At 66.0% G+C, this 11,490-nt stretch carries 10 protein-coding genes and 1 pseudogene; 10 read left to right on the top strand and 1 reads right to left on the bottom strand.

The genetic code is table 11. The features are described from left to right. The 10 genes from CWC60_RS02350 to CWC60_RS02305 all read left to right on the top strand — a co-directional run. Positions 1–2,482, top strand: a 2,482-nt coding sequence (locus CWC60_RS02350; RefSeq protein WP_206419732.1) for a FecR domain-containing protein, incomplete at its 5' end; no start/stop codon positions are given. Further along, the gene (locus tag CWC60_RS02345) at positions 2,430–3,695 is read left to right on the top strand and encodes a calcium-binding protein (protein ID WP_206419731.1); all 1,266 of its coding nucleotides are present in this window, start codon (positions 2,430–2,432) and stop codon (positions 3,693–3,695) included. The genes CWC60_RS02350 and CWC60_RS02345, both read left to right, overlap by 53 nt. 408 nt (positions 3,696–4,103) lie before the next feature. Beyond that, positions 4,104–4,835, top strand: a complete 732-nt coding sequence (locus CWC60_RS02340) for a glutathione S-transferase family protein (protein WP_164516324.1) — start codon at positions 4,104–4,106, stop codon at positions 4,833–4,835. A gap of 552 nt (positions 4,836–5,387) precedes the next feature. Further along, positions 5,388–5,933 (top strand): biotin transporter BioY, encoded by a 546-nt coding sequence (locus tag CWC60_RS02335; RefSeq protein ID WP_109792455.1) that lies wholly within the window; start codon positions 5,388–5,390, stop codon positions 5,931–5,933. 3 nt (positions 5,934–5,936) lie between these two features. Next, on the top strand, positions 5,937–6,656 hold the full coding sequence (locus CWC60_RS02330; protein ID WP_109792454.1) for an energy-coupling factor ABC transporter ATP-binding protein: 720 nt from the start codon (positions 5,937–5,939) through the stop codon (positions 6,654–6,656). Further along, a complete protein-coding gene (locus CWC60_RS02325; RefSeq protein WP_109792453.1) occupies positions 6,653–7,279 on the top strand; it encodes an energy-coupling factor transporter transmembrane component T family protein in 627 nt (208 codons plus the stop codon). Before CWC60_RS02330 ends, CWC60_RS02325 begins: the two co-directional genes overlap by 4 nt. 19 nt (positions 7,280–7,298) lie before the next feature. Beyond that, positions 7,299–7,991 carry a nitroreductase gene (locus CWC60_RS02320; RefSeq protein ID WP_206419730.1) on the top strand — a complete coding sequence of 231 codons (693 nt, stop codon included), beginning with the start codon at positions 7,299–7,301 and terminating at the stop codon, positions 7,989–7,991. Then, a complete protein-coding gene (locus CWC60_RS02315) occupies positions 7,988–8,428 on the top strand; it encodes a DUF1284 domain-containing protein (protein WP_109792451.1) in 441 nt (146 codons plus the stop codon). The genes CWC60_RS02320 and CWC60_RS02315 overlap by 4 nt, the downstream gene beginning before the upstream one ends. Continuing rightward, complete coding sequence (locus tag CWC60_RS02310; RefSeq protein ID WP_109792450.1) at positions 8,425–9,906, top strand: class I adenylate-forming enzyme family protein; 1,482 nt, start codon at positions 8,425–8,427, stop codon at positions 9,904–9,906. Before CWC60_RS02315 ends, CWC60_RS02310 begins: the two co-directional genes overlap by 4 nt. Then, entirely contained in the window at positions 9,903–11,036 is a 1,134-nt protein-coding gene (locus CWC60_RS02305) for a thiolase family protein (protein ID WP_109792449.1), read from the top strand. The genes CWC60_RS02310 and CWC60_RS02305 overlap by 4 nt, the downstream gene beginning before the upstream one ends. 306 nt (positions 11,037–11,342) lie before the next feature. Here CWC60_RS02305 and CWC60_RS02300 read toward each other — a convergent pair. After that, positions 11,343–11,490, bottom strand: a pseudogene (locus CWC60_RS02300) (IS3 family transposase); the annotation flags it as partial.

Genomic DNA, 11,490 nt, shown 5'->3' with positions numbered 1-11,490 from the left:
CTTCGGCGAGGAGGCCCCCCAGGGACAGTTCGCCGAGGTGCTCAACGCGGCGGGCCAGAATGCGCTGGTGATCGATCACGGCGCGCTGCTGCTCACCGCCGACTTCGTGCGCGCCGGTTCCGACCTGATCCTTCAGGGCAAGGACGGCACGAAGATCCTGATCGTCGACTTTTTCGGCACAGAGACGCCGCCCGACCTATACACGCTCAACGGCGCGCAGATCGCCGGCCACCTGGCCGAGCTGCTCGCCGGGCCCAGGGCGGGCGGTCTGGCGCAGCTCGGCGCCGGTCTCGGCAATCCCATCGGCGTGGTGGAAGCGGTCGATGGCGTGGTCGTCGCCACCCGCACCGATGGCAGCCGCGTCGAGCTGTCCGCAGGCGATCCGGTCTATCAGGACGACGTGATCGAGACTGCCGCGGGTGGCGCCTGCGGCCTGCGTTTCAATGACGACACCACCTTCTCGATCGGCCAGGACGCCCGCATGGTCATCGACGATTTCGTCTATGATCCGAGCGCCGGCACCGGCAGCGCAGTGATGAACGTCCTGCAGGGTTCCTTCTCGTTTGTCTCCGGCCAGGTCGCCCAGAGCGGCGACGACGCGCTGCAGGTCAAGACCCCGGTGCTGACCATCGGTATCCGCGGCACCTACGTGACCGGCCAGGGCGCGCAGGAGGGCGAGGAATCGGAAGTCGTCAATCTGCCCGACGACAACGGCCAGACGGGTTCCGTCTTCGTCTCCAACCAGGCGGGCGGGGTTCTGCTCACCCAGGCCTATGAGGGCACGTCGACCAGCAGTCAGTTCCAGCCGCTCAGCGCCCCGCGGATCTACAGTCCGGAGGAAGTCAATCAGAAGTACGGCAACGCGCTGGACTTCCTGCCACCGACATCGGATGTGCAGCGCGGCCAGCAGGATGACGACGGCGGCGACGACGACCGCGAAGACGGCGGCGCGCCGGATGGCGGCGGCGGCGGCGACGCCAAGCTCAACGTCAGCGGCGCCGACGAGGCCGCGGGCGACGAGGACTCCGGCGACGGCGAGAAATTCGAGAACCTGGTCGAGACGGCGAAATCCCCGACGACCGGCAGCGGCGGGAAGACGAAAGGCCCGCCGAAGGCGCCGCCGCCGGAGCCCGACGACAATGACGACGAGGAAGCCGTCGTCGAGAACAATAACGTTGCGACCGAAGGTGATGACAATATCGAAGGCTCCGAGGGTGCGGACAACATCAACGCACTGGGCGGCAACGACAACGTCAACTCGCGGGGCGGTAATGACAACGTTGAGGGTGGGAGCGGCAACGACACCCTGACGGGCGGAGCCGGCAATGACCGTCTGGACGGCAATGCCGGCAACGACGTGCTCCGCGGAAATGCGGGCAGCGATACGCTGATCGGCGGCGAGGGCTCTGACACGGCGGACTTCTCGGCCACTTCGGCGGGTATCAACGCCACACTCTCGGACGGGAACGCCACCGTGGCGGACGGCCAGGGCGGTACCGATTCGCTGACCGGCATCGAGAACCTGACCGGCTCCAACTTCGCGGATATCCTGACCGGCGACGGCAATGCGAACGTGCTTTCCGGCGGTGGCAGTAATGACTCGCTGTCGGGACAGGGCGGGGACGATATCCTCAACGGCGGCGCGGGCAACGACACCCTCGATGGCGGCAACGGTTCCGACACGCTGAACGGCGACAGCGGCGACGACCTCTACATCATCGGCGGCGGAGGCGGCGCAGGCGGGGCCGATCTGAGCTTCGGAACGCTCGCCGTGCAAAGCGCGACGGTCGGCGACGACATCTTTCTGGAAGGGACATTCATTTCCGTCGGCATCTCGGGCGCCGGATCCTATGGGACGGCGAATGCGGCTCCGGCCGGCTTCCATCCGATCGGCGGGCGGACGAATATCGGCTTCTCGGTTGACCAGGACGGCTTCGATATCGGCGATCCGCCCAATACCGGCGACTTCTTCCTGCCCGGGTCCCCAGAGGAGCGGTTCAATATCGGCTTCATCGATGGCGGTTCCCAGACCACCTTCACCAATGGCGAACGCGAAGGTGACTTCCAGATCAACCAGAACGTTCTCTTCGCCGACCAGAGCTCCGGCAGCGATTTACAGGCTCTCTGGCAGGGCGATACATCGGACGGCCAGTTGCGGGTTCGTCAGTTCGTATCGTTCAACGAGGACGACAAGTTCTTCCGGACGGATATCACGCTCACCAATCTGAGCGACGGGGCGCTGGACTCCGTCCGCTACATGCGCAATTTCGATCCGGACCAGGATGCGGACCTGAACGGTCAGTTCACGACCATCAACGACATCGTCAATCAGCCGGGCGACGGCGGAAACGACAACCTGGCAATCGTCAGCGCGACGGGACCGGTGTCCAATGTGCCGATCTTCTTCCTTGCTGACGATGCGCGCGCGGGTGAGTACATTCGGCTTCACCAACACCAATCCGTTCGTGGCAACGGCCTTTGATTCGCCGCAGGCCGAAGGCACATCGATCACTGCCGATCAGGCGATCGCCATTACGTTCGATGTCGGGACGCTCCTTTCGAGTGGCAGCGCCACACTGACATTCTTCACCAGCCTGGATCAGGATCTTCAGGGCTCCATCGACGCGATTACCGGTGGCGACGACACCATCGTCGAGGCGGCTGGCGGTGGAACCGACACCGTCCAGAGTGCGATCGGCTTCGCGCTGCCAGCCAATGTCGAGGTTCTGGAGCTCGTGGGCGCCGACAATATCGACGGCGTGGGCAATGGCGAGGCGAACACGATCATCGGCAATACCGGCAACAATGTGCTGCAGGGCGGCGACGGCAACGATACCCTGATCGGCAATGCGGGCGCCGACACCCTGCAGGGAGGTGCGGGCGCGGACAGTCTTACCGGCGGCGACGGCAATGACAGCCTCGCCGGAAACACCGGCAATGACATCCTTTCCGGCGGCGCCGGCAATGACGCGCTCGCCGGGGGCGCCGGGATCGACCGGGCCGTCTATGCGGGCAGCGAGGACAACTTCGACGTTGTTTTCGCTGCGGATGGAAGCAATGCGGTGCTCGCCGACACTGTCGGCGGCGAGGGAACGGACACGCTCTCCAGCGACATCGAGGAAGTGCAGTTCGTCGACGCCACCTTCGCCGTCCAGATCGGCACCGCGGGCAACGACGCCCTGACCGGCGGCGCATCGGCGGACGTGCTGGCAGGTGTGGACGGCGACGACACGCTGACAGGCAATGCCGCGGACGATTTCCTTGTCGGCGGCGATGGCAACGACTCGATCGTCGGCGGTGACGGTGCGGACGACCTGATCGGCGGCAGTGGCGTCGACACCATGACCGGCAGTGCGGGCGGCGATTTCTTTCAGTACGAGACGGCCGCCGACGGCGTCGCCATCGGCGCGAACCAGACCGTGGCCGCGGCGGGCGTGTCGGTCGACCTGGTGACGGACTTCCAGACCGGCGTCGACCGCTTCGAGTTTTCAGGCGGCGATTTCACGACGAATAACCTGGCCTTCAGCGACGGCGCCTATGACGGCACCAATTCAGGTGTCGGCGCCGGCGAGACCTTCGTCTTCGACGGCACGCACCTGATCCACGACGCGGACGTGAACGTGGCAGGCTACACGGTGATCGCGGAGGTCCAGGGCGATGCCGTGGCCGCCGCCGACATCGACCTCGGCGTCTAGTTCTGGCGTCGTCGATTGGAGCCCAGGGTGCTGGCAGACTGAATTTGATCAGCAGCCGTGGTCGACATCGCCCTACTTTGGTCGGAGTTTCAGGGATCAAGATCACCACGGGCGCCGTTGTCAGAGCAAACCCGGGTTGAGCGAAACTCCGCTAGGAGGCCTGAGTTCAGATAGGAAGGTGCGGCGGCGATCCGATGACGCCCACAGGAACTGATTCAGTCGATCTCCAGCCGACAATGCTCAACAAACTGAGGTGCGACGATGCCCGCATCCATGGCCCCCGATACGATGCAAAGTTCACGCAGCAACTCCGGCCGCCGGCTCAAAATCAGCAGAACCAGTTAATGCTCTCTGCCCACAATGCCGCCCACCGAGTTAACATCAAGGGGACGCAAAGGGAGTATGACGATGACGCTGGACGTTTACTATTCGGCGACGCCGAATGGTTGGAAGATCTCGATAATGATCGAGGAACTAAAGGAGGTCGGGGTCGGTCTGCCCGAAGTCCGCCTGCACATGATGAGCCTGGAGGACGGCGACCAGTTCGCGTCGGAATTCACGGCGATCAATCCGAATCAGCGCATGCCGGCCCTGATGCACGACGGACGGGCGATCTTCGAGAGCTGCGCTATTCTCCAGTATCTGGGCGAGACCTACCCTTCGCCGCTGTTGCCCCAAGGTCCGGCACGCTGGGATGTGCTTCCCTGGCTATACTGGCAGGCGGCCAATCTGGGACCCGTCTTCGGCAACAAGGTGAGCTACACCCGCTATATCGATGTGGACGAGGCGACGAAGGCCCATCCGATGGACCGCTTCGGCAATGAGGGCGCGCGGCTGGTCCGGGTCATGGCGCGGCGGTTGGAGGTGGCGCCCTGGCTGGGCGGAGAGACTTTCAGCGTTGCCGACATCGCGGCCTTTCCATGGGTCCGGGCCTACAAATGGGCGAAGATCGACATCACCGCCGAACCCCGCGTCGTCGACTGGCTGGAGCGCTGTCGCCGCCGGCCCGGCGTGCAGCGCGGCGTCGCCTGGGGTGTACCGCAGGAGGAAGCGGAGAGGTTCAGTGCTGATCGCCGCGCACGCTACAAGGCGATGGGAGCGTCTATCGCCGCCAATGAGCGGCTTAATGAACGAAACTGACAACGGGCCGCAAGAACATCATGGTGCAAGCGAAATCAGGGACAGCGTCGCCGTCGTCACTGTGGGGCACGCCATGGCGAACGCCGTCACGCACGACATGCTACCCAGTGCCCCTCTGACCTGCCGCAATTTTCCTCGGACAGTTTCCCCGGTCGGCCCGGAACGGAGCTAGCGAAGCTCCGGGCAACGGCTTCATCAACTGGCGGCGGCTTTTTTGCCAGCCTGCTTCTTCTTCGGGGCGTTGCCAGCCATCGCCGCGTGACTCACACAAACCGGCCTCCGGGAAACTCGGCGCGGTTCATTCCTACGTTGATTTTGGGAGCCGGAGGCCAGCGACAGCTAGCCCCATTTTCAACAGAGCCTAGGCTTTGCCACGCCGGGTCCGGATTGGTCTGACAAAGCCGCCGAGACCAGTGCAGTTAGGACCCTTTTGCAAATTTGCGCAGATTCCGGGACGCTGCTTCCCACACTTGTCATAGGCGTTTGCAGGCCAAGCGGGTATGAGTTCGAAGTCCCGATTGGGAGCAAGCCCTTTGGTCGAAGGTCGGTTGAATGGAAACACGTAGCATCGTATATGTCGCGCTCTTTGCGGCGCTGACAGGGGCACTGGCACTCTTCCCGCCAATCACGATTCCCGCAATCGGCGTACCGGTTACCGCGCAGACGCTGGGGGTGATGCTGGCCGGCGGCATCCTGGGCCGCAACCGGGGCGCCCTCTCTATGATGCTCTTCCTCGTGCTCGTCGGCCTTGGCCTGCCGTTGCTGGCGGGCGGTCGCGGCGGTATCGGAGTCTTCGCCAGTCCGAGTGCCGGGTTCCTGTTCGGCTGGATTGGCGGTGCCTTCATAACTGGCTGGCTGATCGAGCGTTCCTGGACGCGGCTCGGTTTTACTCGCGCCGTGCTTGCCACGACCGTCGGCGGCATCGTCGTCGTTTACGCCTTTGGCATTCCGTGGCTGTCGCTGACGGCCGGGATGCCGCTTTGGAGCGCGACAGTTGCCGCCGGAATCTTCGTGCCGGGCGACCTCGTCAAGGCTGTCGTCGCCTCCGCTGTCATTCTCGGAGTGAGACGGTCCTATCCGTTGATCGTGGCCCGCTAGGCAATGTCGGTTGCTCTGTCCGCCCCGCCCGCGCCGGCACCGGTTCTGCCGATCGACCTCGAAGGGGTCGGCGTCGACCTCGACGGCCGCACGGTTCTGGACGGGATCGATCTGCGACTCCGCGAGGCCCGCATTGGCGTGATTGGCGCCAACGGCTCCGGCAAGAGCACGCTGGCCCGACTGCTGAACGCCCTGCAGCTGCCGAGCCGCGGCCGGGTCAAGGTTGACCGCAGCGACACGCGGTCAGATGCACGCGCCATCCGGCGGCGCGTCGGCTTTGTGTTCCAGAACCCGGACAACCAGATCGTCTATCCAACCGTTGCCGAAGACCTCGCCTTCGGCTTGAAGAACATCGGCTGCGGCCGCGAGGAGAGCGAGCGCCGCGTCGCGCGCGCGCTGAGCCGCCACGGCATGGCCGACTTCGGCCCGCGGGCCGTCCATCAGCTCAGCGGCGGCGAGAAACAGCTCATCGCCCTGATGGGCGTCACGCTCATGGAGCCTGACTGCATCGTGCTCGACGAACCAACCACGGCTCTCGACCTGCGCCACCGGCGGCGGTTCATGGCGGCGCTGGAGAGTATGGACTGCACCGTCATCATGGTCACCCACGACCTCGACGCTCTTCGCTCGTTCGACCGCGTCATCTTGCTTGAGGACGGCGCCGTCCGAGCCGACGGCTCCCCGGCCGCGTCCATCGCGGCCTATGTCCGGAGCTGTACATGATCGGTATCTACCAGCCCGGAACGTCGCCGCTGCACCGGCTGAGTCCCGGGCCCAAGCTGGCGGCACTAACGATCGGCGGCACGCTGCTGTTCCGCTCCGACGACATCGTCGTCATACTCTCGGCCCTGACCCTCGTCCTCGGCCTCTGCGGGGCCGCGCGGATCCCGCCCAGCGTCCTCGGGCGGCAACTCCGCCCGGTGCTGCTCGTGCTCGCAGCCATCTTCGCGGCACAAGCCTTCGTCGTGGGGCTGACCGAGGCGACGGTGGTCGTCCTGCGCTTCGCCGTCCTGATCTTGGCGGCGGCGCTGACGACGCTGACCACACGCACCTCCGACATGGTCGCGGCTATCGAATGCGCACTCCGGCCGCTGGGACGCTGGATTTCCGTGCCGAAGGTCAGTCTCGCCCTGGCCATGGCCATCCGCTTCGTGCCCCTGATCGCCGAGATCGTGCGGGAGGTCCGGGAAGCTCAACGCGTGCGCGGCCTGGAACGGAGCATCCTGGCCGTCGCCATGCCCGTGCTGGTCCGGACACTGAAGACGGGAACTGAGGTCGCCGACGCCCTCGATGCCCGCTCCTTCGGCGCAGCGGAAGCCGCTCAGTCCCGTGGCGAACCGAGATAGAGGCGGCATGGGGAGAGTCGTGCCGAACGATGTCGATGCGGCCATCACCGGCCGTCGTGCCGTCCGGGCTTTCCTGCAGGACCCGGTACCCCTCGCGCTGATCCAGCACATACTGGCGGTCGCCTCCCGAGCGCCGAGCGGCGGGAACCTCCAGCCATGGAAAGTCCACGTCATCACCGGCGGCCCAAAGGCGCGGCTCGAGCGGACGCTCGCCGCGGCACTCGCCACGCCGGGCTACAGGGGCAAGCCGGCGTACCCCTACTATCCGGACCGCTGGTTCGAGCCCTACGATTCCCGCCGGCGCGACATCGCCAGGCGCCTTTACGCCGCGCTGGGCATCGGGCGACGCGACGTCATCGCCATGCGGCGGGCAGAGGCGCGCAATCTCGAGTTCTTCGGCGCGCCGGTTGGACTCTTCTTCTGCACAGACCGCCGCCTCGAGGCGGGCAGCTGGCTCGACATGGGCATGTTCGTCGGCAACGTGATGACCGCCGCGCGTGGTCACGGCCTGGACACCTGTCCGCAAGCGAGCTTCATCTCGCATCACGACATAGTCGCCCGCCATCTCGGCCTTGCCGAGGAAGAGATCATGCTCTGCGGCATGGCGCTGGGTTACAGGGACCCGGACCGGCCGGAGAACGCGTTCGAGAGCCCCCGGGCTCCGCCCTCGGACTTCGTCACCGTACATGCAGGGTATGGAGACGCAGAATGACCGTCCGGCTGCGGGGGCATCATCTGCTGTGCCTGCTAACCTATGCCTCAAAGGGCTATTCACCGGCCTTCGTCGCCAATGCCGACGCAGTGGCCGACCGGGTCTTCGACGGCGAGGCGATCCGGATCGTCGAGGGGGCGGACGACATCTGTGCGCCGCTGCTCGGGACGACCGGACATCATTGTGACGGACGCACGGCCGAGCGGCGAGACCGGCTCGCGCTTGCCGACATCGGCGTATATCTCGGACGCCGCCTCGCCGTCGGCGCTGTCCTGCAACCGGATGCGGACGAGCGCCGAGCGCTCGCCCAGGCCTTCGCCGCCGGTCGGGTGCGCGCGGCCTGCGCGAACTGCGTTTGGCAGCGGCACTGCGGTCTTGTCGCGCGGCGCGCGTTCGCCGGTACGCGCTGGAACGGGCGGGAGAAGCCAAGGCCATGACCCTGCATCGAGGGATGATCGGGACCATCGACGGCATCGGGCCGACGATCGAGCGGCTGGCAGCCGCATCGCCCGGCAGTGTGGCCCTCGTCGATCATCGCGGCGCCCTGAACAGGGTACGGTTGGCGGAGCGCATTGTGGCGGTCGCCGGATGGCTTAGCAGTAAGGTTCCCCCCGGAGCATCCGTCGCGCTTCATCTGCCCGATACGCCGGATTTCATTGTTGCCTTCGTCGCGGCCGTCTGGGCCGGGTGCAACGTGCAGGTGCTGAACAGGGACTGGCCGCGGGCGACTGTCGCGGAGATCCGCAGCCGGCTCCGCCCCGATCTGCTGCTCGACGATCCGGCCTGCCTAAAGGCGGCGGCGGAAAGCGGTCCGACAGTCGCGCCGGCCCCGCCAGTCTCAATCGATCAGCCCTTTTACACGGGCTTCACCTCCGGCAGCACCGGTCTACCGAAGGGCTTCGTCCGGACGCAGCGGTCCTGGATCGCAAGCTTCCGCAGCGACAACGAGGAATTTGCCTATAGCGCTCGTGACGTGTTCGCCGTTCCGGGTAGCTTTACGCACTCCATGCCGCTCTACGGCGCCATTCGCGGGCTCTATGCCGGCGCGCGCGTGCTCTGTCTCGGGACCGGCCGGCCGGACCGTATGGTCGCGCTGATGTCGGCGGAGGAGGCGACCGTGCTCTATGCCGTCCCGACACAGCTCCAAACGATCGTAGAGGCCGCCCGTCGCAAGAAGGTGCGCATGCCGGCGGTGCGGCTGGTGCTTACCGGCGGAGCCAAGGCCGCCCCTGCCCTGCAGCGCGCGATCGCCGAGGTGTTTCCCGAAGCCGAGTTCTGTGAATTCTACGGCAGTTCGGAACTGAGCTATGTCTCGCTCGCACGGGCCCGGGAGAACGCGCCGGCAACGTCCGTCGGACGTCCGTTTCCAGGCGTGCGGATCCATGTCCTGGGAGACGACGAGAGCCCTCTGCCGCGGGGACGGGTCGGGCGGATCTTCGTCGAGAGTCCGTTTCGTTTCCTGGGCTATGCCCTGGGCAGCTCCAAGGGCGAGCTGTCGTTTGCGACTGCCGTACCGGGCGCGATCTGCGTCGGCGATACCGGCTGGCTGGACGAGAACGGCTTCCTGCACCTTGCCGGCCGCACGAGCCGCATGATCGTTTCGTCAGGCCGCAACATCCATCCCGAGGCGATCGAGGAAGTGTTGGAACGGCATCCCGGCGTACGCTCGGCCGCCGGCTTCGGTATCGACGACGCTAAGCGCGGACAGCGCCTGGTGGCAGTCGTGCGACTGGAAGCCGGTTGCGTCCCCGCGTGCGCCGAGCTTATCCGTCACTGCGCCGTACACCTGCCCGACTACAATGTACCGCGCATCTTTCACCGGATCGAGGACTGGCCGGCGACGGCCTCCGGCAAGACCGACTTCCCGGCGATTCGCGGCGAACTGGCAGCCGGAAGGCTGCCGCGCCTTTCGTGACCACCGCCTGCATCATCGCCGCGCGCCGCTCGGCGGTCGCCCCGCGCGGCGGCGCTCTCGGCGCGGTCGAACCTTGGGAGCTCGGCGCGGCCACGATCCGTGCGGCACTGGCCGACGCCGATATCGATGGCCACCGGATCGATCTCGCCGTCTACGGCAACGCCCTTTATGCCGGTGGCAATCCGGCTCGTCTTGCGACCTTGGCGGCCGGCCTGCCGGAGCGTGTAGCAGCACTCACCATCGACAGTCAGTGCTGCGCCGGAATGGACGCCATCGCGCTCGCGGCGGCGCAGGTAGAGGCCGGCCATGCCGAGATCGTCCTTGCCGGTGGACTGGAATCTTACACCCGCGCCCCGCTGAGAATGCGCCGGGCCACGGGGGACGAAACCGGACCGGTACCCTTCGACCGGCCGCCGTTCACGCCTTGGCCGGAACGAGATCCGGACATGCTGGAGGCGGCCGCAAACTTGGCCGCGGAAAGGAAGATCGATCGCCGGGCGCAGGAAGACTACGCGATCGCGAGCCATGCCCGCACCCGTGCGGCCCGGTCACACCTCGCGAACGAAATCGTGCCCGTCGCGGGCGTCCACGCCGACACATTCGCGCGCCGGCTCGACCGGCGCCTCTGCGGCCGGTTGCCGGTTGTCGCCGGCGATCCGGTCCACGGTCTATCCGCCGCGACGGTGGCGGTCGAAGCCGACGCAGCGGCCTCGGTCATCGTCATGTCGGAAACGCTGGCTCGGCAGCAAGGGCTCGGACGCCGCGCATTACGAGTGCTGGCCACCACCAGCCTCGGCGGCGATCCCGCGCAGCCGGCCCTGGTACCCATCGATGCGACCCGCAGGTTGCTCGCGGAACTCAAGATCAGGGCGGACGACATTGCGGTCGCCGAGGTGATGGAGGCCTTCGCTGTCCAGGCCATGGCCTGCATCGACGGCATTGGTCTCGACCCGGCGATCGTCAATCCCGGCGGCGGCGCCCTGGCGAGAGGCCATCCAATCGGCGCCTCGGGTGCGATCCTTGCCGTCCGCCTCTGGCAGGAGATGCAGACTCTCCCGACAGGCAGTCTTGGCATCGCGACGATAGCTGCTGCCGGCGGCCTCGGCAGCGCACTTGTGCTGAAAAGATGAATCTCATCGCGGGCATTGTCAGAGAAAATTGACAGCGGATTCCAACCGCCCCCGGTAGGCTGGGACGATGGACAACCCCTTCAGCCTACCCCACGCCCCTCTGATCGGGCACAATTTTTAATCGGACAATGCCGCCGCGCGAGACGTCCTTTATGGAATATTCCTCCGAGCCACCAGTTGAGGGTTGGGGCTCAGCGCATCCCACCCGAGGACTCTACTTACGGCTGGATGAAAGTTGGGGGTCACGTCAATATGGTTGAGTGCCAGTGAACCGCGCCGAGTTTCCCGGAGGCAGTTTCGTTTGAGTCATGCGGCCACGGCGGATTGCTCCGGCATGGCGTAGTAGCGCTCCTCGGCTTCGGCCGGCGGGATGTTGCCGATGGGCTCCAGCAGCCGGCGATTGTTGAACCAGTCGACCCATTCGAGGGTAGCGAACTCGACGGCCTCGAACGAG

This window comes from Minwuia thermotolerans, from assembly GCF_002924445.1.
GTDB classification, from domain to species: Bacteria; Pseudomonadota; Alphaproteobacteria; order Minwuiales; family Minwuiaceae; genus Minwuia; species Minwuia thermotolerans.
The sequence above is the reverse complement of the archived record's forward strand: the minus strand, read 5'-3'. Positions and strand labels throughout refer to the sequence as shown.